20 protein-coding genes are annotated in these 21,483 nt (G+C 30.9%); 8 read left to right on the plus strand and 12 right to left on the minus strand.

Annotated features, from left to right (window positions below; all coding sequences use genetic code 11):
- Window positions 1–4: 4 nt before the first annotated feature.
- From Q0C58_RS09050 to Q0C58_RS09060, 3 genes are read right to left on the minus strand one after another with little or no spacing between them, the layout of a single operon-like run.
- Window positions 5–574: a hypothetical protein gene (locus Q0C58_RS09050; protein WP_290700345.1), complete on the minus strand. Its 570-nt coding sequence runs from the start codon at window positions 572–574 to the stop codon at window positions 5–7.
- Window positions 558–1,793 (minus strand): imidazolonepropionase, encoded by a 1,236-nt coding sequence (hutI, locus tag Q0C58_RS09055; protein WP_290700348.1) that lies wholly within the window; start codon window positions 1,791–1,793, stop codon window positions 558–560. Before hutI ends, Q0C58_RS09050 begins: the two co-directional genes overlap by 17 nt.
- A 1-nt stretch (window position 1,794) precedes the next feature.
- The gene (locus Q0C58_RS09060; RefSeq protein ID WP_290700350.1) at window positions 1,795–2,115 is read right to left on the minus strand and encodes a hypothetical protein; all 321 of its coding nucleotides are present in this window, start codon (window positions 2,113–2,115) and stop codon (window positions 1,795–1,797) included.
- A gap of 140 nt (window positions 2,116–2,255) precedes the next feature.
- Here Q0C58_RS09060 and Q0C58_RS09065 point away from each other — a divergent pair, with 140 nt between their 5' ends.
- Window positions 2,256–2,834, plus strand: coding sequence for a Crp/Fnr family transcriptional regulator (locus Q0C58_RS09065; protein ID WP_290700352.1), 579 nt, complete (start codon window positions 2,256–2,258; stop codon window positions 2,832–2,834).
- A 233-nt stretch (window positions 2,835–3,067) separates the two neighbouring features.
- Here the strand turns inward: Q0C58_RS09065 and fumC are convergent, their stop codons facing one another.
- Window positions 3,068–4,465 carry a class II fumarate hydratase gene (gene fumC, locus Q0C58_RS09070; protein ID WP_290700354.1) on the minus strand — a complete coding sequence of 466 codons (1,398 nt, stop codon included), beginning with the start codon at window positions 4,463–4,465 and terminating at the stop codon, window positions 3,068–3,070.
- A gap of 197 nt (window positions 4,466–4,662) precedes the next feature.
- Between fumC and Q0C58_RS09075 the strand changes: the two genes are divergently transcribed.
- Together Q0C58_RS09075 and Q0C58_RS09080 are read left to right on the plus strand one after the other, a co-directional pair.
- Entirely contained in the window at window positions 4,663–5,154 is a 492-nt protein-coding gene (locus Q0C58_RS09075; RefSeq protein WP_290700357.1) for a hypothetical protein, read from the plus strand.
- A 311-nt stretch (window positions 5,155–5,465) separates the two neighbouring features.
- Window positions 5,466–5,642, plus strand: a complete 177-nt coding sequence (locus tag Q0C58_RS09080; protein ID WP_290700360.1) for a hypothetical protein — start codon at window positions 5,466–5,468, stop codon at window positions 5,640–5,642.
- A gap of 54 nt (window positions 5,643–5,696) precedes the next feature.
- Here Q0C58_RS09080 and Q0C58_RS12455 read toward each other — a convergent pair whose 3' ends face one another.
- The 5 genes from Q0C58_RS12455 to prfB form a co-directional block, all read right to left on the minus strand.
- Entirely contained in the window at window positions 5,697–5,891 is a 195-nt protein-coding gene (locus tag Q0C58_RS12455) for a DUF3781 domain-containing protein (RefSeq protein ID WP_366841554.1), read from the minus strand.
- 110 nt (window positions 5,892–6,001) lie between these two features.
- Window positions 6,002–8,413: a TonB-dependent receptor gene (locus tag Q0C58_RS09085; RefSeq protein ID WP_290700363.1), complete on the minus strand. Its 2,412-nt coding sequence runs from the start codon at window positions 8,411–8,413 to the stop codon at window positions 6,002–6,004.
- 107 nt (window positions 8,414–8,520) lie between these two features.
- A complete protein-coding gene (locus tag Q0C58_RS09090; RefSeq protein WP_290700366.1) occupies window positions 8,521–8,880 on the minus strand; it encodes an ArsC/Spx/MgsR family protein in 360 nt (119 codons plus the stop codon).
- Between the two features lie 67 nt (window positions 8,881–8,947).
- Window positions 8,948–9,289 (minus strand): arsenate reductase (glutaredoxin), encoded by a 342-nt coding sequence (arsC, locus tag Q0C58_RS09095; RefSeq protein WP_290700369.1) that lies wholly within the window; start codon window positions 9,287–9,289, stop codon window positions 8,948–8,950.
- A 43-nt stretch (window positions 9,290–9,332) separates the two neighbouring features.
- Window positions 9,333–10,443 (minus strand): peptide chain release factor 2 gene (prfB, locus tag Q0C58_RS09100; RefSeq protein ID WP_290700372.1). Its coding sequence is split into 2 segments (ribosomal slippage): window positions 9,333–10,379 and window positions 10,381–10,443, totalling 1,110 coding nucleotides; the frame shifts between segments, so codons are not numbered across the junction.
- 155 nt (window positions 10,444–10,598) lie between these two features.
- Between prfB and Q0C58_RS09105 the strand changes: the two genes are divergently transcribed.
- Both Q0C58_RS09105 and Q0C58_RS09110 read left to right on the plus strand, forming a co-directional pair.
- Window positions 10,599–11,618, plus strand: a complete 1,020-nt coding sequence (locus Q0C58_RS09105; protein WP_290700375.1) for a GntG family PLP-dependent aldolase — start codon at window positions 10,599–10,601, stop codon at window positions 11,616–11,618.
- Window positions 11,619–11,832: 214 nt separating this feature from the next.
- Window positions 11,833–14,064: an OmpA family protein gene (locus Q0C58_RS09110; RefSeq protein ID WP_290700378.1), complete on the plus strand. Its 2,232-nt coding sequence runs from the start codon at window positions 11,833–11,835 to the stop codon at window positions 14,062–14,064.
- Between the two features lie 167 nt (window positions 14,065–14,231).
- Here Q0C58_RS09110 and Q0C58_RS09115 read toward each other — a convergent pair whose 3' ends face one another.
- Window positions 14,232–14,555 (minus strand): YbaB/EbfC family nucleoid-associated protein, encoded by a 324-nt coding sequence (locus Q0C58_RS09115; protein WP_290700381.1) that lies wholly within the window; start codon window positions 14,553–14,555, stop codon window positions 14,232–14,234.
- A 137-nt stretch (window positions 14,556–14,692) separates the two neighbouring features.
- On the opposite strand from Q0C58_RS09115, the gene Q0C58_RS09120 reads away from it, so the two are divergent.
- The 3 genes from Q0C58_RS09120 (at window position 14,693) to Q0C58_RS09130 (ending at window position 19,273) form a co-directional block, all read left to right on the plus strand.
- Complete coding sequence (locus tag Q0C58_RS09120; protein ID WP_290700384.1) at window positions 14,693–16,762, plus strand: S9 family peptidase; 2,070 nt, start codon at window positions 14,693–14,695, stop codon at window positions 16,760–16,762.
- A gap of 73 nt (window positions 16,763–16,835) precedes the next feature.
- Window positions 16,836–17,876, plus strand: coding sequence for a cysteine synthase family protein (locus tag Q0C58_RS09125; protein WP_290700387.1), 1,041 nt, complete (start codon window positions 16,836–16,838; stop codon window positions 17,874–17,876).
- A gap of 137 nt (window positions 17,877–18,013) precedes the next feature.
- Window positions 18,014–19,273: an aminotransferase class I/II-fold pyridoxal phosphate-dependent enzyme gene (locus tag Q0C58_RS09130; protein ID WP_290700390.1), complete on the plus strand. Its 1,260-nt coding sequence runs from the start codon at window positions 18,014–18,016 to the stop codon at window positions 19,271–19,273.
- Between the two features lie 57 nt (window positions 19,274–19,330).
- Here the strand turns inward: Q0C58_RS09130 and Q0C58_RS09135 are convergent, their stop codons facing one another.
- Window positions 19,331–20,449: a GNAT family N-acetyltransferase gene (locus Q0C58_RS09135; protein ID WP_290700393.1), complete on the minus strand. Its 1,119-nt coding sequence runs from the start codon at window positions 20,447–20,449 to the stop codon at window positions 19,331–19,333.
- 5 nt (window positions 20,450–20,454) lie between these two features.
- Window positions 20,455–21,483 (minus strand): transporter (locus Q0C58_RS09140; protein WP_290700396.1); only part of this gene is annotated, 1,029 nt, incomplete at its 5' end.

Raw genomic sequence — 21,483 nt, forward strand, 5'->3', positions numbered from 1 at the left:
TTTTTTATGCGCTTATAGCTGTAATACATTGTTCACGAATACTCCAAATAGATTCAAAATTATAATTTAGTTCTTCTTTTAAAATCCATTGTTTTAAATAATTTTGGTGTAATTGTATTTTAAAATCTCCAATGGCATTAGGAATAATCTCGACCTCTTTTAATAATGTGTTTTCAAAAGATTCTCCAGAAATGGTATTTCTGGTTATATCTACTATCGTATTATTAATTTTTATATACGTGTGTGCTTCGGGAATGTATTGTAGATTATGTTTTTCTAGAACCTTGCCAATACCTTTTGTATTAGAGTTGTTCATTTTATAAATACCAATAAAAAGCTTAACGCTATCAATATTATTTTCAATAGCAACCTGCTTTAAAAAGGCATGTTTTGTGGAGCAGGTACCTTTATTTTCTTTTAAAACTGAATTATAGTCACTTCTGTTATTAGTTCTTCCGTATGGTAAGTTTTTAAGATGATTGCAAAGTGATAAAAAGTTGTTTAAACCATTCGCTATGCAAAGTGTTGAGCAAGGCAAGGTGCTTTCAATTTTAAAATTAAATAGCTTTTCCATTTATTATCACTTTATCTATATTATTATTTCCAAAAGCATAAGGTAAGTAGTTGTAACTAGGTACTTTTTTAGTAATGATTAAATTGGCTTTTTTACCTTTTGTTATACTGCCATATTGGTTACTAATTCCCATAGCATAAGCACCATTAATAGTTGCTGCGTTAATAGCTTCTTCTGGTGTTAATTTCATTTTAATGCAAGCAGTACTTACAACAAAATTCATGTTTCCGGAAGGTGTAGAACCTGGATTATAATCTGTTGCAAGTGCCAAAGGCAAACCTGCATCTATAATTTGTCTTCCTGGTGTGTATGGAATACTTAAAAAATAAGAACAGGATGGTAAAGCAACAGGCATTGTGTTGCTGTTTTTAAGTGCTTTTATGTCATCTGTATTTAATTCTTCTAAATGGTCAACACTTAATGCATTATGCTTTACAGCTAATGCAATACCTCCAAATGCATTAAACTGGTTTACGTGAATTTTTGGTATTAAATGATATTGTTTTGCAGCAACCAAAATTTGCTCTGTATCTTCTAAAGAGAAATAACCTTTTTCGCAAAAAACATCTACGTAATTCGCTAAGTTTTCTTTGGCTATTTTTGGTAACATCTCATTAATAATAAGATCTAAATAACCTTGTTTATTTTCTTTGTATTCTAAAGGAAAAGCGTGTGCACCTAGAAATGTTGCTTTTATTTTTATTGGGAATTCTTTTTTAATACGCTTAATAACACGTAGCATTTTAAGTTCAGTTTCTGTAGATAAACCGTAACCAGATTTTATTTCTAAAGCACCAGATCCTAATAGCATAACGTTTTTTACGCGTTCAATAGATTGTTGGTATAAATCGTCTTCACTAGTGTTTGCAAGTGTTTTAGCACTGTTTAAAATACCACCACCTCTGTTGGCGATTTCCTCGTAAGACAAGCCGTTTATTCTATCTACAAATTCCTGCTCTCGATTTCCAGCATAAACAATATGTGTGTGAGAATCGCACCAAGTAGGCAGTACAATTTTTCCAGAGGCATCTATAATTTCATCTGCATTTGGATATTTACAGTTTTCCATGCTTCCAAAATCTACAATAGTATCATCTTCAATAAAAACATAGGCATTTTTAAGAGTTGGAAGTATTTTCATTTCCTTTCCAGAAACTTTTAAAATATCTGATGCTCTAATTTGAAGTAATTCTTTTATGTTTTTTATTAATAGAGACATGCTAAAGTGTTTGAGAGTAATCTGTTATGTATAAATTATAAGCAGCAATAAACATTACTATTGCGCCAATGATACTAATAATCCAGTTATATTTTTTTGTAAATAAACGAGATACAAAATAGAGTATAAGTGTGGCAATACCTATAATTGCTGGTATCCATTTTAAAAGTGCTGCTATCATACCTGCTCCAGAGTAATCTGCTGTAAAAGAAATGGATAGCGTGATTATTTCTATAATTATTATAGTAATAATGTTATTTTTAGGATTGTTTAAATACGAAATCATACTCCAAATATAGATAAAATGAATAAAGTTGAACAATTTATTGCTGCTAGTTTTATAACGTATAATGACTTGTTTACAACGAAAAAATAAATTTTACTTCTTATAATTAATTACATTTCGAGAGTAAATGTGTAATTGAAGTATAAAGTGCTATTTATATTTCGCAAATAATAGATATGAAACCTTATTATAAGGAGGCTTTTGAGTATATCAATAAGTTTCAACCTTTGCCTATAACTGTATTCGATAGTTTATATGATATAGCAAATTATAAAGAAATAAAAAAAGGAGATAAACTTCTTGATTTTGGTACAGTACCTCAAAAAATTTATTTTATTGCTAGTGGTGTTGTTCGTTCTTATCTTCTACTTTCTAGCGGAAAAGAAGTTACTATTTCTTTGTTAAATCCGTTTATGTTTTTTGCTTCGTTTAAAGCCTTATTAAAACAAAAGCCAACAGACTTAATTTTTGAAGCACTAACAGACTGCCACGTTTTTGAAATTGATTATGATCTTTTTTATGGGTTTTGTAAAAAAGACATTAACCTAATGGAACTTTATGGTAAGTTTCTAGAAGACATAGTCCTTAATCGAGAATTGAGTTTTATAGAATTATCGTCTAAAGATGCGACAGAGCGCTATTTATTACTTAGAGAGCGTATTCCAGGCTTAGATAATATAATTCCACAATATAAAATTGCTGCAAGTTTAGGTATAACTCCTGTGCAGTTGAGTAGAGTTAGAGCTAAGTTGTAAAGCTTTGTTTTTAATGATTCTTAAATTTATTTAACTATTGTTTACCTGTGTTAACGTTTTTAAAAAACTATTGTTTTAAATTGTGTTGGTTAAAATATTTCCCTTAAAAAATGTAATAACTAACTAAACTAAAAAACCGATTAGCGTTAAGCTAATCGGTTTAATTTTTCTTTGTATTAATTAAAAGTTTTTTAATAGCCTATTTATAATTCCTGAAAAGGCATAAATAGTAGTTATTTTAAACCACCAACCATATTTTCTGGTTTTACCCATTCATCATAGTCTTCAGCAGTTACATAACCTAAATTAACAGCTTCGGTTTTTAGTGTTGTTCCATTTTTATGAGCAGTGTTTGCTATTTCGGCAGCTTTGTAATAGCCTATTTTGGTATTTAAAGCAGTAACCAACATTAAAGAGTTATTTAACAGCTCTTTAATTACATCGTGATTTGGTTCTATTCCAGCAGCACAATGCGCTTCGAAACTTGTACAAGCATCACCAATTAATTGTGCGCTTTGTAAAATATTTGCAGCCATCATTGGTTTAAACACATTAAGCTCGTAATGACCTTGAGTACCACCAACAGTAACAGCAACATCGTTACCCATAACTTGCGCACAAACCATAGTTAAAGCCTCACATTGTGTTGGATTTACTTTTCCAGGCATAATAGAACTTCCAGGCTCGTTTGCAGGTATAATAATTTCTCCAATTCCAGAACGAGGACCAGAAGCCATCATTCTAATATCGTTAGCTATTTTGTTAAGCGAAACTGCTAATTGTTTTAAAGCACCATGAGACTCTACAATAGCATCGTGTGCAGCTAAAGCTTCAAATTTATTTTCAGCAGTTATAAAAGGTAAATTTGTAAATTTAGCAATGTATTTAGCAACCAAAACGTCGTATCCTTTAGGTGTATTTAAACCAGTACCAACAGCAGTGCCACCTAAAGCAAGTTCAGATAAATGTGGTAAAGTGTTTTCTAGTGCTTTTAGACCATGATCTAGTTGCGACACATAACCTGAAAATTCTTGACCTAAAGTTAAAGGAGTTGCATCCATTAAGTGTGTACGACCAATTTTAACCACATCTTTAAAAGCAGTTACCTTATCGTTTAGTGTATTTCTTAATTTTATAACACCAGGAATGGTAGTTTCTACAATTTTTTTATAAGCTGCAATATGCATGCCTGTTGGAAACGTATCGTTAGAGGATTGCGATTTGTTAACGTCGTCATTTGGTTGAATTGTTTTTTCGCCTTCACCAATTATTTTTCCAGCAATTTGGTGTGCTCTGTTAGCCACAACCTCATTTATATTCATGTTAGACTGAGTGCCAGAACCTGTTTGCCAGATTACTAATGGAAATTGGTCGTCGTGTTTACCATCTAAAATCTCTTCGCAAACTTGAGCTATTAAATCGCGTTTATCGTTATCTAAAACGCCTAATTCTGCATTAGTAAACGCAGCAGCTTTTTTTAAATATGCAAAACCGTAAACCACTTCTAAAGGCATAGAAGCAGCAGTACCAATTTTAAAATTATTTCTTGAACGTTCCGTTTGTGCTCCCCAAAGTTTATTTGAAGGTACTTTAACGTCTCCCATTGTATCTTTTTCTATTCTAAATTCCATCTGTTTTTGGTTTATTTTAGGATTGTAAAATTACGAAAATTTGAGCATTATTTTTGAATGAATGTTGATAAGTTTTAAGTGGATTGAGATACTTGCTATTGATTATCAATTTTATAAAAACTAACTTAGCTTAACGTATGATATAAAACATTAAAACGATTTCATATCAAAGAAACCGTTGTGTGTAATTAAAATAAATGACTAATAATTATCTAAATACAATTAAAAATCAACTGAAATTACTTTTAATAATTTTTGGTGGAATTGTATTTCTGATTTGTTTATTTACTGGATTATATAAGTCATGGGAAAATTTGATTTATCCTACATTGTTTGTCACTGGGTTGACAACATTCTGCTTATTTGTTTTAATCAGTATTGATTTTCTTAAAAAAATGAGAGAGAATAGGTTTTTCAAAAAAGAACCATATAACCAAATTGATAAAAAAACTGTAAAAAAAAGAACAATAGTAAATTCTAAATATGATTTCCCAAAAACTCAAAGAATAATTAAGCTGGATGGAAATGAATATGCAATAGAGTATTATGATGACTTTTTCAAAATTCCAATTTCTGACGTACTATTAGTATATAACTTAACGGATTCTAGACTTGAACCGATTTCAATAAATTATAAAGAAAAAAAATATTCAGATATTGAGCTTTTTGACGCTATAAGAAATGCATAGCAAACTACACACAACAAGGGCTATAATTAATGCGGGAGCAGTTGATAATCGAAATATTGGCTGATTTGCATTGTCGCAAAAGCTTTTTCCCTATTTTTATCCTAACAAACTAAAAAACAGCTCAAAGCTTTTACTTGTGCTGGCTTGAAATTCGCTGAATTTCTGCGCCGCACTAATCATAGCCTGAGCGTTAAGCTAATCTCAAAAATCAACTTAGTTAACAAGTCTGTTAATAATTATAAACTTTATATTGTATAAAAAAAGAGTTTAACTTATCTTTGCTTTGCATTAAAAACAAGACAAACACAATTATGTTCGAATTCGACCAATATTTAGGCTTTTTAGCATTTTTAACAATATTAACTATAGGTTTTTGGTTAATGATATTTTTAATAACATTTGTTGTTCCTTATTGGATTGGCGGAAGTTTAATAGAACGTCTTAACGAAATTAAAGAAGAACGTAAAGCAAAAAAAGAAAAAGCGTAAATAGCTTTTTAATAATATATAAAAAAAGGGAAACTTATTATAAGTTTCTCTTTTTTATTGAATATGATCTACAGTAATTATCCTAGTTGTATTATAATTAATGGTTATTCTAATATTATGTTTAGTATTTACAACATAATAGTTTTTTCCAGTTTTTGTAAAGTTATTAATTGTAGTAGATTTTAAAACATCAAGTATATAGGTTTCAATTTTATTTTTAGAAAGCTTTACATTTAATTTCTTATTTATTCTCTAGTAAACAAGTTCTGTGTAGCATAAGTTGTCTAGTATGTTTTGTTTGTTTGTTTGTTTGTTTGTTTGTTTGTTTGTTTGTTTGTTTTCAAATTCGTTTTACTTTTCTAGCCTTCGAAACTTTCATTACTACTACCAAAATCACCACGTTGCTCACGTTTCTTTTTCTGGTTAAACCTGTAAGTAAAAGACAAATTAAAACTGCGTTCTCTCCATTGAAACTCACTTTCTGCATCAAAAGTTGGTGTAAAGGTTTCTTGAACTCTCTTTCTGCTATTAAGTAAATCGTTAACATTAAATGCTATAGAAGCCTTTTCTTTAAATAAATCTTTACTAAAAGCCATGGTAGTAGTAAAAATGCCTTGCCTTCTGTTTTGAGCATCTGCACTAGGACCTCTATAATTTAAATTAGTTTGCCAATCTATATTTGCAGGTAAAGTATATTTATTACTTACACGCGCAAACCAACTACTATTGGTGTTATCTAAAGATAAACCGTTAGGTGTAGTTCCTATTATTTCATTTTGAAAGAAATTAAAGTTACCATTTACACGCCATTTTCTAGAAGGATTGTAAGTTAATGTAAACTCAAAACCGTAACGATCTTCTGTTGCTAAATTAATTGGAGTACGTTGAATAATAGGTAATTCTTGTCCATTTACATTAGCAGTATTTCCTGTGTCGAAACTTATAAAACTAAAACCATCTGTTGCACGAGAATAGTAAGCAGATGTGTTAAAAATAAACTTGCCAAAACGTTTTAAATAACCTAAATCTATTTGTCCAGAAAAACTAGGGTCTAAATCTGGATTACCTTGAAAAAAGTTAGTAACACTATTTCTAGAAGGAAACGGATTTAAAAAACGACCTCTTGGTCTTCTAATACGTCTTGCATAACCTAGAGTTATATTTTCTTTTTTGTTAAACTCATAACTTAAATTAATTGTAGGAAACAAGCCTGTGAAGTTTTTTTTGTCTAATTGACCACTTGTAGGCTGATCTATGGTAAATCTTGTGTCCTCTAAACGTAACCCTAATAAAAAAGAAAACTTATTAAACTTACTTCCATATTGTGTGTAAACCGCATTAATGTATTGCTTGAAGTTTAGTACATTAGTTAAATCTGTACTTGTCTCAAAAACACCTGAGTTTTGGTTAAAAAAAGCAACGTTAAAATCGGTATTAGTTTCATCAAAATTCCCTCTGTAGCCAGCTTCAAATTGGCTATTTTCTCCAATTGGTAATACATAATCTGTTTGTAAAAGAATCTGTCTTTGGTCTTCTATAGTTGCCACACGCTCTGTAGCTAGATTATCTACTGTAATTAGTGAGTTTTCGTTTTCTTGGTTGTCTTCATATTGAAAATCTACGGTAAAGGTATGTCCGCTATCTTCGTAGTTTTTCTGAAAATTTAAAGCATATTGTAATGTTTTATTATCTTCAAACTGTGGTTCTAATCGTGTAGTTGTAGATAATAGAGTTCTATTTGCATCAAGTTGATTTAGAATATTTGTATTTAAATCTTCATTATTACTATCTCTATATAATAAAGAAGCTGTTAGAGAGGTACTATCATCCATATACCATTCTATACCAATATTGGAGGTTAAACCTTTTCTTTGCCTATCGAAAGTATTGGTTTCGTCTAAAAAATCACCTGTAGATCTATATTGAGTAGATGAAGATGAATTTCCTGGAACTTCTCTGTAGCTATATCCAGAAGTATTAAAAATATTTATGTTGCCTGTTCTATAGTTTAAATTTCCATTTATTCCTGCTGAAGGATTATAACCTACATTAGTAGTAATGGCTCCATTTAAGCCTTGCAATTTACTACGACGTAAAATAATATTTAATATTCCTCCAGTTCCTTCAGCATCGTATCGTGCAGAAGGAGAAGTAATAACCTCAATTTTTTCGATGGATTCTGCTGGAAGTTGTCTTAATGCATCTGTAGAGTTTAAACCAACTAAACCAGAAGGTTTTCCGTTAATTAAAATACGTACATTATCGTTGCCACGAAGTGCAACATTTCCTTCTACATCTACAGAGACTGAAGGTACATTATCTAAAACATCGCTAACGGTTCCGCCACGTACTGTTAAATCTTTACCAACGTTATAGATTTTTTTATCAAGTTTAATTTCTACCGTTGTTTTTTCGGCAATAATCTCTACTTCAGCTAGTGTAGTAGCGTCTTCTTTAAGAAAAATAGTTCCAAAGTTAAAAGCTTTATCAATTACTTTGTTTTTTAATGTCATCTTTTCGAAACTAATAAACTCGAAAGAAACATTATAAGTACCAGTTGCAACATTAAAATTAAACGCACCTTTATGGTCTGCAGTACCACCAGTTATAATTTTTCCATCTTTAGGATTAGAAATAACTATTGTAGCCCATTCTAAAGGAATATTAGTGTTTTGTTCTAGAATTTTACCAGAAACAGGAACTTCTTTTTGGGCTAACGCTGAAAAGGATATTAAAAGGGTTAATATGATAATAACTATTGCTTTATACATATCTTATATTTAAATCTAAGATTGCAAAAGTAGCATAAGGTTTAAATGGCCTTGGTTAAAGGTTTGTTAAATAAAAAAGGCCTGCTATTAACAAATCTTTTTTTTTGCTAGGATATTATGTCAAATATTTTTGTTACAGGTTCTCCAATGGCAACTTTATCACCATTAATAATTATTGGACGTTCTATTAATTCTGGATATTTTATCATTATTTGAATATACTCCTCCTCAGTAAATTGAATTCCAGAATCTAATACATGTTGAAATTTTTTTACCCAAAGACTATCTTTTGTTCTAATAATCTCTATGGGAGATATGTTAAGTAATTTAATTATTTTACTAAGTTTTAAAGCGTCTAAAGGTTTGTCTTTATATTTAATAATTTTATGATTGCTTTTGCTGGTTTCTAATATTTCTAAACATTTGTTAGCATCTTTCGATTCTGGATTGTGATATATTACTATCATTTATTTTTAAGGGAATTTAAGGGATTTACTTTTAATCAATTTAATATACAAGTATAATAAATTTTTACTATATAATGGTATGTATGAGCTCAGTTGGGCGAGCAATAACAGCTTTATTTCCATTTACTATTATTGGTCTTTCTATTAGTTTAGGATGTTTTATCATGGCATCAATAATAGTTTCGTCTGTTAGAGTTTTATTTTTAAATTCTGTTTTCCAAATAGCTTCGCTTTTTCTAACCAGTGCTATAGGTTCTATTTTAAGTAATTTAATAAGGGTTATTAATTCTGATTTTGTTGGCACATTTTCAAGATATTTAATAATTTCAAAGTTTTGTCCCAAATTTTCTAAAATTTCTAATCCTAAACGTGATTTGCTACAACGGTTGTTATGGTATATTTTTATCATATTAAAAATTTATTTGTTATTTTCTGGTAAACAGAAATTATTCTTATAATTGATTAGATTCTGATGTTTTTTGTCCCATGATCATTAAATAAGCTTTTAAAAATGGTATAATATCGCCATCCATAACTGCATCCACATTTCCTGTTTCGTGAGCAGATCTTACATCTTTTACTAATTTATAAGGATGCATAACATAATTTCTAATTTGGCTTCCCCATTCAATTTTCATTTTTCCTGCCTCTATATCTTCACGTTGTGCTAATTGTTTTTGTAATTCTATCTCGTATAGTTGAGATTTTAGCATTTGCATGGCTCTAGATCTGTTATCGTGCTGCGAGCGTGTTTCACTACAAGAAATTTGTATTCCAGAAGGTTTGTGTGTTAACTGCACTTTAGTTTCTACTTTGTTAACGTTTTGTCCACCAGCTCCACTTGATCTTGCTGTTACAATATCTATATCTGCTGGATTTATTTCAATTTCGATGGAATCATCTACCAATGGATAGACATATACCGAAGCAAAACTAGTATGTCGTTTTGCATTACTATCAAAAGGAGAAATACGTACCAATCTATGCACGCCGTTTTCACCTTTAAGCCAGCCAAAAGCAAAATCGCCTTCAATTTCAATGGTAACTGTTTTTATTCCTGCAACATCTCCAGATTGAAAGTTAAGTTCTTTTACTTTAAAGTTGTTTTTTTCTGCATACATTAAATACATACGCATAAGCATTTCTGCCCAATCGCAACTTTCTGTACCTCCTGCACCAGCAGTAATTTGAAGTACAGCGCTAAGGTTGTCTCCTTCTTCAGAAAGCATGTTTTTAAATTCTAAGTCTTCAATTAAAGTTTGCGCTTTAGTAAAACGATTTTCAACATTTTCTGAAGTAGCTTCATTTTCTTTGAAGAACTCGTAAATAACTTCTAAATCTTCAATAAATATGTTAGCTGTATTATAATCTTCAACCCATTTTTTCTTCTCGCGAAGAGACCTCATTATTATTTCGGCAGCTTTAGAGTCGTTCCAGAAATCGGGAGAAAAGGTTTGTTCTTCTTCATTGCTAATTTCTATAAGTTTAGCATCTATGTCAAAGATATTGCCTTAACATGTTAAGGCGTTGTATGAGATTCTTAATTTGATCTTGTGTAATCATAATAAATTGTTTAAAACAAAAATAGAATTAATAGTAAGATATAGAAATTATTACTCACTTATTTTATAGTTTTATACTAAAAATTTTAAAACAAGAAATTACCAATGTAAAACTAAATTTTATAAAGTGATTTTTGAATACAAATAAAATAAAAAATGAAAATAGATTTAAGAAGTGATACGGTAACAAAGCCATCTCAAGGCATGTTAGAAGTCATGCTGGATGCTAAAGTTGGAGATGATGTTTATAAAGAAGACGAAACCGTAAATAAACTAGAGACTCGAGTAGCCAAACTTTTTGGGAAATCTCATGCTTTATTTTTTCCAAGTGGTACAATGGCAAACCAAACAGCAATTAAGTTACATACCAATCCTGGAGATCAAGTAATTTGCGATAAATATGCACATATTTTTAATTACGAAGGAGGTGGAGCATCTTTTAATAGTGGTGTATCTTGTAAGCTTTTAGATGGAGAAAGAGGTATGTTTACAGCAAAACAGGTTGAAGAAGCTATAAATCCGCCAGATTTTTACCATAGTCCATTAACGCGATTAGTAGAAATAGAAAATACCACCAATAAAGGAGGAGGAGCATGTTGGGATTTTGAAGAACTAAAAAAAATTAAAAAAGTATGCGAGGTTAATAGTTTAGGTTTTCATTTAGATGGTGCAAGATTGTGGAACGCTCTATCAGTAAAAGAAGAGACTGCCGAAGATTACGGAGCATTATTCGACACTATTTCTGTATGCTTTAGTAAAGGATTAGGTTGCCCAATAGGTTCAATATTAATAGGAGACGAATATTTAATGAAAAATGCAATAAGAATAAGAAAACTTTTTGGAGGAGGTATGCGACAAGTTGGATTTTTAGCAGCAGCAGGATTATATGCCTTAGATAACAATATGAAGTTGTTAAAGCAAGACCATATTAAAGCAAAAGATATAGAGACTACTTTAAAGAAAGCTTCATATGTAGAAAAAGTAGAACCTGTTGAGACTAATATTGTGATTTTTACACTAAATAATAAATATAGCGAGGATAGGTTTTTAAACTTGCTATTAAGTAATAATATTCACATAAGCAATATGGGACAAGGAAAATTAAGAATAGTAACACATTTAGATTATAATTCATCAATGCATGTGTTTTTACTCGATATTTTAAGTAATTTATAATATTTTACTATTTTGTAATTACTTGATTATTAGAACGAAATAATGTTAACTAAATGTTAAACGTTATTTCGTGCATTTTGTCGAATTTTATTATGATAATTAACAATTAGGTAGTTTTATCGTTTGATAAGATTTATTTTTACATCAAATTAAAGGGTAGATTATTTTTAGTCTACTATAAACCTTAAAATAACCATTTAAAATTATCTTAAAAATGAAAAAAGCATTACTAACAATTTTATCTTTTGTCGTATGTACGGTAGCATTAGCACAAGATTTACCTACAAATCCTGAGCCAGGAAAATGTTACGTACGTTGTGTAACACCAGACGTATGGGTAAATCAAGATGTGACTATTCAAGTTGCACCAGCTTACAAAAAATTAAAAGTAGTACCTGCACAGTACAGAACAGAGAACGAAGAAGTTGTTGTTCAATCTGCTGGACAAGAATTATCAGTAGTACCTGCACAGTACGAAACTCAAACTTTTGATGTTACTGTAACTGGACCATCTCAAAGACTTGAAAAAGTTTCTGGATCTACAGATTCAACTACTGAAGAAATGGTAATCCAACCTGGATATCAAGAATTAACAGTAATTCCTGCAAAGTATGAAACTCAATCTTTTGATGTTACTACTTCTGAAGGAGGACAAACTTTATCTGTTGTTCCTGCTAAATTAGGAACAGAAACTTTTGAAGTTGTTGTTTCTGAAGCTGGACAGAGATTAGAAGTAGTGCCTGCTCAATATGAAACAAGAACTGAAACAGTTGTTGTTCAACAAGCTTACCAAAAATTACAAACAGTACCTGCTCAATATGAGACTAGAACTGAAACAGTAGTTGTTACAGAAGCTGGACAACGTATGGAAGTTGTTCCTGCTAAATGGGGAACTGAAAATGTAGAGGTTGTTGTACAACAAGCATCTTCTAGATTAGAAATTGTACCTGCTCAATATGGTAGTGAAACTGAAACAGTTGTAGTAAAAGAAGCTGGACAGAGAATGGAAGTTATACCTGCTAAATGGGGAACTGAAACTTTATCTTATAAGAAAAGAGAATTTGGAAGTACTTTAAAAGTAGTACCTGCTAAATTTTCTACAGATTACCAAGTTATTGAAACTAAGCCAGCAACAGCTAAATGGGGAATGAGTGATACTCCAGCTGCAGATTGTGCTTCTAGTGATCCTAACGATTGTAGATACTGGTGTTATAAAAATGTACCAGCTCAAAATATTACAGTTAACACTACTACTTTAGCTACAGATGCTCAAATAATTACAACTCCTGGTTGTGATCAAGGTGGAAGTAATTCTGCAGATTGTGGAATGGGAACTTACACAAGAAGAGTTGTCCAAACTCCAGCTACTACAAGAGTAATTGATATTCCTGCAGTAACTAAACAAGTTAAGCGTACAGTAATGACGCAGCCTGCAACTACAAGAACTATAGCTATTGCTCCAGTAACTAAAACAATCAAAAAGACTGTATTAGTTTCTCCAGCAACTACAAGAGTAATTGATATTCCTCAAGTAACTAAAGAGGTTACAAGACAAGTAATGGTTACACCTCCAACAACAAGAGCTATAGATGTTCCTGCTGTAACTAAAACAGTTAAGCGTACTGTAATGGTAACGCCTCCAACGACAAGAGTAATTGATATTCCAGCTGTAACTAAAACAATGAAGCGTACTGTTTTACAAACGCCTGCTACTACTAGAGTAACAGAAATACCAGCTACTACTAAAACTATGAAGCGTACTGTAATGGCAACGCCTCCTACAACTAGAGCTATCGATATTCCTTCTAAGTCAACGACTATTAGAAAAACAATTGTTACTCCAGAATCTACAAGATCTATTGATATTCCTGCTGTAACTAAAACTATGAAGCGTACTGTAATGGTAACACCTCCTACAACTAGAGTTATCGATGTACCACAAAAGACTTCTTCTTTAAAGAGAACAATCTTAGCTAGTGATGCTAGAGTTGATGAAGTAACTATTCCTGCTGTAAATAAAACTGTATCTAAAGAAGTTTTACAAACAAAAGGTGGTTTAACTACCTGGAAAGAAGTTGATTGTAAAATTGTTGAATATAACGATCTTAACGTAAACTGGGATTTAGGTTCTGCTACTTTAACTGCAGCTTCAAGATCTGAGATTGATTCAAAATTATTACCTGTATTAGCTGGCGGTGTATCTGTAGAGATTGCATCTCACACAGATTCAAGAGGTTCTGCTTCATCTAACAGGTCTTTATCTGAAAGAAGAGCACAAGCTGTAACTAACTACTTAATTTCTAAAGGAATCAATTCTTCAAGAATTGTATCTAATGGATATGGTGAATCTAGATTAGCTAACAGATGTTCTGATGGTGTATCTTGTACAGAAAGAGAGCACTTAGCAAACAGAAGAACTCAATTTAGAGTTATCAATGCTAACTAAGAATTAATTCTTATTTCATTTATATAAAAAAAGAAGCCTTCGGGCTTCTTTTTTACTTTTAGCATAACTGAATTATTTTACTAAAAGTTATTAAAAAAAATAAAGCCTTACGTAATTTAATGTTACGTAAGGCTTTGTTTTTTACTAAAAACAAGTGATCTCAGGTTTTATTTAAACATGTCCATTCCAGGAATATTAGGCATACCGTCTTTTGCAACAGCAGCTAACTCTGTCTCATTAACTTGTGTTGCTTTTTCAATAGCTTTATTTAATGTTAATATTAAATAATCTTCTAATTGTTCTTTGTCTTCTAAAAGCGTATCGTCTATTGTAATAGATTTAATAGTTCTATTAGCTGTTAAAGTAACTTTTAATAAACCTTCATTACTTTGCTCATCTACTAATACTGTGTTTAATCTTATTTTAGTTTCTTCTACTTTTTGTTGGGTTTCTTTAAGTTTACCCATCATTCCTGCTAAATCTCCAAACATAAATTTTATTTTAAATAATTATTAGTACAAATCTATTAAATTGAGTCGTTAATAACCAATATAACATCTCTTGAAAAATGTTGCACTTTTATTATTTTTAAGTTTTACTTTTACTTCATCTCTTAAAAAAATAAAATATGTCAGAATCTTCAATAAAAGTTAATCCTCCAATTGCAAAAAAAATTGCAAAATCTCTAGAAAAACATAACGATGTACGTATCGATAATTATTTTTGGATGAATGATAGAGAAAATCAAGAAGTTATTAATCACCTTAATGCAGAAAACACATATACTAAATCAGTTTTAAAGCATACAGAGCCTTTTCAAAAAGATCTTTTTGAGGAGATGAAAGGTAGGATTAAAGAAGATGATAGTTCTGTACCATATAAATTAAATGGCTATTGGTATATTACTAAATATATAAAAGGTAAAGATTATCCAATATACACTAGAAAAAAAGAGAACACAGAGGCCACAGAAGAAATTATTTTCGATTGTAACGAAATGGCTAAAAATCACGCATATTTTAAATTAGGCGGTATTTCTATTAGCCCAGACAATACAATGGCTAGTTTTTCAGTAGATACAGTAAGTAGAAGACAATACACGCTTCAGATTAAAAACCTAAATACTGGAGAAATTTTTTCAGATAAAATAGAAAATACTACAGGAAGCTCTACTTGGGCAAACGATAATAAAACATTGTTTTATACTTTAAAAGACGAAGTCACATTACGCTCAGACAAAATATATAAACATAAACTAAATACAGAAGCATTAATTGATACACTTGTTTTTAATGAAACTGATGATACTTTTAATTCTTTTGTTTATAAGACAAAGTCTAAAAAATATATTGTTATAGGTTCTTCTAGTACATTAACTTCAGAATATCGTATTCTAAACGCAGACACGCCAGATGGTGTTTTTAAAGTGTTTCAAGAAAGAGAACGTGAATTAGAATACTCAATAGCGCATTATAAAGACAGCTTTTATATTATTACTAATAAAGATGATGCTACTAATTTTAAGCTTCAAAAAACAACCGAAACTGCTACAACTAAAGAATACTGGAAAGATGTACTGCCACATAGAAGCGCTGTATTATTAGAAGATATTGAAATATTTAAAGACTATCTAGTGGTTAGTGAACGCGAAAACGGACTCAATAAAATAAGAATTATAAGTTGGAATGGTAAAGAAGATTATTATTTACCATTCGATAACGAAACATACACAGCTAATCTAGGCAATAATCCAGATTTTGACAGTAACAAAATGCGTTACGGTTATAATGCTTTAACAACACCTAGTTCTGTAATTGATTATAATTTTAAAACAAAAGCAAGAACAATAAAGAAAGAGCAAGAAGTTCTTGGAGGTAAGTTTAATAAAGATAATTACCAATCTAAACGTATTTGGGCAACAGCTCGTGATGGTGTTAAAGTTCCAATGTCTATAGTTTACAAAAAAGGCATAGAGTTAAACGGAAAAAATCCAGTTTTACAATATTCTTATGGATCTTATGGTTCAACAATAGACCCTTATTTTTCAACAATAAGATTGAGTTTACTAGACAGAGGTTTTATCTATGTTATAGCGCACATTAGAGGAGGAGAATATTTAGGAAGAGAATGGTACGAAAACGGTAAATTACTAACAAAAATGAACACATTTACAGACTTTATAGATTGTTCTAAATTTTTAATTGAAGAAAAATATACTTCTCCAAAACACCTGTATGCAATGGGAGGAAGTGCAGGAGGTTTACTAATGGGAACAGTAGTTAACTTAAATCCAGAGCTTTATAATGGTATTATTGCAGCAGTACCTTTTGTAGATGTTGTTACTACTATGTTAGATGATACAATTCCATTAACTACAGGAGAATACGATGAATGGGGAAACCCAAATAACAAAGAATATTACAATTATATGAAATCGTATTCACCTTACGATAATGTTACACCTAAAAATTACCCAAACCTATTAGTAACAACAGGTTTACATGATTCTCAAGTACAATATTTTGAGCCTGCAAAGTGGGTAGCAAAATTAAGGGAATTGAAAACAGATTCAAATAATTTATTATTTAATATCGATATGGAAGCAGGACATGGAGGTGCTTCTGGAAGATTTGAAAGTTTAAAAGAAGTTGCTCTGGAATATGCGTTTCTTTTTGATCTAGAAGGAATTGACCATTAATAAAAAAATGCTTATTTTTGCGAGGTTTATATGTTGTATATAACTAACTAAAACAACAGAACAAATATTGTTTATGGCACAAGACAAAGAGGTTTTTGATAATGTATTAGACTTAATTGGAAATACACCAATGATAAAACTAGAAAAAATGACAGAAGAGTTTAAAGGTAACTTTTTAGCTAAAGTTGAAGCTTTTAATCCTGGACATTCATCTAAAGATAGAATAGCTCTATATATAATTGAACAAGCAGAAAAGCAAGGTATATTAAAGCCTGGAGACACTATTATTGAAACTACTTCTGGTAACACTGGATTTAGTATAGCAATGGTGAGTGTTATAAAAGGCTATGAGTGTATTTTGGCTGTAAGTTCAAAATCTTCAGCAGATAAAATAGACATGCTAAAGAATATGGGAGCTAAGGTTTACGTTTGTCCTGCAAATGTAAGCGCAGACGATCCAAGATCTTATTATCAAGTAGCAAAACGCCTACATGATGAAATTAAAGGCTCAGTCTATATTAACCAGTATTTCAATCAGTTAAACATAGATGCACATTACGCATCAACTGGTCCAGAAATATGGAATCAAACAGAAGGTAAAATAACACATTTAGTAGCTTGTAGTGGAACAGGAGGTACAATCTCTGGAACAGCAAAATACTTAAAAGAACAAAATCCAAATATTAAAATTATAGGTGTAGATGCTTTTGGTTCGGTTTTAAAAAAATACCACGAAACTAGAGAGTTTGATGATAAAGAAATTTATCCTTATCGTATTGAAGGCTTAGGTAAGAATTTAATTCCTACTGCTACAGATTTTGATATGATTGATAAGTTTATAAAAGTTACAGATGAAGAAAGTGCGCATACTGCTAGAGAAATAGCAAAAACAGAAGGTTTATTTGTTGGTTACACTTCTGGTGCTGCCATGCAAGCTGTTAAACAATTAAACGCACATGGTGAATTTAAAACTTCAGATAACATTGTTGTTATTTTTCCAGATCATGGTTCAAGATATATGAGCAAAGTTTTTAGTGATAAATGGATGAGTGAACAAGGCTTTTTCGACAGTATTAATGAAGAAGCTGCGCAGAGTATTCAATACATAAAATAAAAAAAGATACAACATTAAAAAAGCTGATATCTATAAAAAGATGTCAGCTTTTTTTATGTTAATAATAGAGTATAAAAATATTATGCAAAAAACAGAGAATTGCTTAATTTTGTATATTCTTAACGAACTAATTACAGATGAAAGATTTATTTGCTAAAATATATAAAGATAAAGGACCATTAGGAAAATGGGCAGAACAGGCTGAAGGTTATTTTGTTTTTCCAAAGTTGGAAGGACAAATTTCTAACCGAATGAAATTTCAAGGAAAAGATGTTATTACATGGAGTATTAACGATTACTTAGGCTTAGCAAACCACCCAGAAGTTCGTAAAGTAGATGCTGATGCAGCTGCAGAATATGGTTCGGCATACCCAATGGGAGCAAGAATGATGTCTGGTCATACTGCAATGCACGAAAAACTCCAAAACGAATTAGCAGAGTTTGTAAGTAAAGAAGCTGCTTACTTATTAAATTTTGGTTACCAAGGAATCATGTCTACTATTGATGCTTTAGTGGCCAAAGACGATATTATTGTTTACGATGTAGATTCTCATGCTTGTATTATAGATGGTGTGCGTTTACATATGGGTAAACGTTTTACTTATAAACATAATGATATAGAGAGTTTAGAAAAAAACTTAGAACGTGCTACTAAAATGGCAGAAACTACTGGTGGAGGGATTTTAGTAATTTCTGAAGGTGTGTTTGGAATGCGTGGAGAACAAGGACGTTTAAAAGAAATTGTAGCCCTTAAGCAGAAATTTAACTTTAGATTACTAGTAGATGACGCTCATGGTTTTGGTACTTTAGGAGCTACAGGAGCAGGAGCAGGAGAAGAGCAAGGTGTTCAAGATGATATAGATGTCTATTTTGCAACCTTTGCAAAATCTTTGGCTAGTACAGGAGCTTTTATAGCAGGCGATAAAGAAATAATGGACTATTTAAAGTATAACTTACGTTCGCAAATGTTTGCTAAGTCTTTACAGATGCAATTGACTGTTGGTGCTTTAAAGCGTTTAGACATGTTACGTACAATGCCAGAGTTAAAGCAAAACCTATGGAAAATTGTTGATGCTTTACAATCTGGATTAAAAGAAAGAGGATTCGATATTGGTACAACACAAAGTTGTGTGACTCCTGTGTATTTAAAAGGAAGTATTCCTGAAGCTATGGCTTTAGTTAGAGACTTACGTGAGAATTATGGTATTTTCTGTTCTATAGTAGTATATCCAGTAATACCTAAAGGATTAATATTATTACGTATGATTCCTACTGCAACGCATACATTACAAGATGTGTCAGAAACTTTAGATGCTTTTGACGCTATTAGAGATCGTTTAGAAAACGGAACATATAAAAGAATGTCTGCTGCTTTAATTAAAGCAATGGGAGAATAAATATTTAACACTTATTTAAAAACAAAAAAACCGATTCAAATGAATCGGTTTTTTTTATTATAAAGGTTTTCTAAATGTTTTACGTCGTCTATAAATTACCGGAAAAAAATGTTTCCATATTCTATGTATGGCTTCATTATCTTCTAACTCTGGAGTTCTGTAACAGGTTTCCATACCCATATCCTTAAAAGTTTCATAGTATTCGTTAAAAATAACAGCATGAACACCTTTATTTTGATAATCTGGATGTACACCAATTAAATAGAATATAATATCTTTATTCTTCTTTTTTGCATTTAAAATATGCTTAAAACCAAAAGGAAATAATTTACCATTTGCTTTTTGTAATGCATTAGCAAAACTAGGCATTACAATAGCAAATCCTACAAGCTCATCATCCTTGTCGACAACAAACTTAATATACTCTGGATTAACAAAACTTATAAATTTCTTTTTAAAATACTCTTTTTGTATGTCTGTAATCTCTACAAAAGAAGATAGAGAGGAATAGCTTAAGTTAAACAAATCAAACATCTTGTCTGCATACTTCATGACTTCAGACGTTTTGGTAAATTGTAATGCTCGTAAATTATAGCGACGTTTAATTAAATCTTGTGCTTTTTTAAAAAATTCTGGTTTTACGTTTTTAAAAGGAAAATGATTTTCAACATAGTTTTTTTCAACGCTATAACCATAAGCCTCGTAATGTTTGGCGTAATATGGGAAATTATACCATGTAATCATTGGCGCAATTCTATCAAAACCCTCTGTAATTACACCAACTTTATCTAGGTTTGAAAAACCTACTGGGCCCTCAGTATATTCTAAGTTGTGTTTTTTACCAATATTTTCTACCTCATTTAATAAGGCTTTAGAGACTTCTAAATCATCAATAAAGTCAAACCAACCAAAACGCATTTTTAACTGATTTTGGTTTTTTATTTCAAGCCAGTTAATTATTGCAGCAACGCGACCAACAAGTTTTCCGTCTTTATAGGCTAGAATAAATGTAGCTTCAGCATCTTTAAATATTGGGTTTTTGTCTTTGTTAAAAGTCGCTAATTCTTGGTTAATTATGGGTGGAACCCAATATTTTGAGTCCCTATATAATGAAAAAGGAAATTTAACAAAGGTTTTTAAGTCTTTCTTAGTTGTGGCTATTTTAGTTGTAATCATAGGCATTACTCGTCATCAAAATCAATATCCTGAGTTTCTTTTTTACGTTTGTTATCACTATCAGGAACGTCATCACCTTTATTTTTTTTGTTTTTCTTTTTACGCTTTTTATTAGCTTTACGTTCAGCTTCTTCTTCGGCAGATGTACCATTATCCATTCCTGGATCTTTATGAAAATCTAAACGGTAAGACACACCAAAATTAACACCAAATACAGACGGTGTATCTTTAGTATTAAAGGTTACGGCAGTATCTAACTGAAAATCTTTACTCCAAAGATATGCACCACCAAATCTAAAGAGATTATCTGCATAAAAATCACTTTGTATACCTTGCGTTTCTCCAAATAAAACCCATTGTTGGTTTATAGCCTTTGTTAAAGTTAATATGTATTGAAAATCAGAAAAATCGGTTCCAATTCTATCTTTAGAAAGGTTCATTACAAATACCCAACCGCTAGCAAAGTTATTTTGTGTTGCAATCATTACTTTAGGGCTAAAGCCTTCAATTCCTGGACCTGTAAATGGATTATCTTTAGAGTCAAAATGAGCACCAACATATACAGCTACAGCTGGAATTAAATCACTCCATTTAAACCGTTTTTTAGCATGAAAGCTAAAAATATTTGGTTTTTCTTCTTCAGCATTTTTATAAGGATCGTAAACTAAATACTTAGCACCAACAATAAAGCTTCTAAAATTTGAACGGTCTGTTTCCGAAGCAATTGCAGATCTAAAATCTGTACGCGTATCATTTTGATAGGTACCTTCTATATTGATTTCTAACTGAGGTAAAAGTAAACCGTAACGCACTGCAAAATCGACACCAAAACCAGAAACTTCATATCTTAATGGTGTGTGCTCTTCATTTACACTAAATGGACCAGCTTCAAACTGTACAACATTTGTACCTACAGAAAAGGCAGACCTAGAAACACCAGGACGATTAGAGTTTATAACTTCGGTATATTGTGCATGTGCTACTAAATTAGCAATACATAAGACTATTGTTAAATAGGTTTTATTTAATAACAT

Origin of the sequence: Lacinutrix sp., assembly GCF_023299985.1 — a bacterium.
Lineage (GTDB): Bacteria > Bacteroidota > Bacteroidia > Flavobacteriales > Flavobacteriaceae > Lacinutrix.

What these genes read in the sequence shown, in the direction of transcription:
- Q0C58_RS09050 (WP_290700345.1), bottom strand. Translation starts at nt 574, where the DNA reads ATGGAAAAGCTATTTAATTTTAAAATTGAAAGCACCTTGCCTTGCTCA.
- hutI (WP_290700348.1), bottom strand. Translation starts at nt 1,793, where the DNA reads ATGTCTCTATTAATAAAAAACATAAAAGAATTACTTCAAATTAGAGCA.
- Q0C58_RS09065 (WP_290700352.1), top strand. Translation starts at nt 2,256, where the DNA reads ATGAAACCTTATTATAAGGAGGCTTTTGAGTATATCAATAAGTTTCAA.
- fumC (WP_290700354.1), bottom strand. Translation starts at nt 4,465, where the DNA reads ATGGAATTTAGAATAGAAAAAGATACAATGGGAGACGTTAAAGTACCT.
- Q0C58_RS09075 (WP_290700357.1), top strand. Translation starts at nt 4,663, where the DNA reads ATGACTAATAATTATCTAAATACAATTAAAAATCAACTGAAATTACTT.
- Q0C58_RS09080 (WP_290700360.1), top strand. Translation starts at nt 5,466, where the DNA reads ATGTTCGAATTCGACCAATATTTAGGCTTTTTAGCATTTTTAACAATA.
- Q0C58_RS09085 (WP_290700363.1), bottom strand. Translation starts at nt 8,413, where the DNA reads ATGTATAAAGCAATAGTTATTATCATATTAACCCTTTTAATATCCTTT.
- Q0C58_RS09090 (WP_290700366.1), bottom strand. Translation starts at nt 8,880, where the DNA reads ATGATAGTAATATATCACAATCCAGAATCGAAAGATGCTAACAAATGT.
- arsC (WP_290700369.1), bottom strand. Translation starts at nt 9,289, where the DNA reads ATGATAAAAATATACCATAACAACCGTTGTAGCAAATCACGTTTAGGA.
- Q0C58_RS09105 (WP_290700375.1), top strand. Translation starts at nt 10,599, where the DNA reads ATGAAAATAGATTTAAGAAGTGATACGGTAACAAAGCCATCTCAAGGC.
- Q0C58_RS09110 (WP_290700378.1), top strand. Translation starts at nt 11,833, where the DNA reads ATGAAAAAAGCATTACTAACAATTTTATCTTTTGTCGTATGTACGGTA.
- Q0C58_RS09115 (WP_290700381.1), bottom strand. Translation starts at nt 14,555, where the DNA reads ATGTTTGGAGATTTAGCAGGAATGATGGGTAAACTTAAAGAAACCCAA.
- Q0C58_RS09120 (WP_290700384.1), top strand. Translation starts at nt 14,693, where the DNA reads ATGTCAGAATCTTCAATAAAAGTTAATCCTCCAATTGCAAAAAAAATT.
- Q0C58_RS09125 (WP_290700387.1), top strand. Translation starts at nt 16,836, where the DNA reads ATGGCACAAGACAAAGAGGTTTTTGATAATGTATTAGACTTAATTGGA.
- Q0C58_RS09130 (WP_290700390.1), top strand. Translation starts at nt 18,014, where the DNA reads ATGAAAGATTTATTTGCTAAAATATATAAAGATAAAGGACCATTAGGA.
- Q0C58_RS09135 (WP_290700393.1), bottom strand. Translation starts at nt 20,449, where the DNA reads ATGATTACAACTAAAATAGCCACAACTAAGAAAGACTTAAAAACCTTT.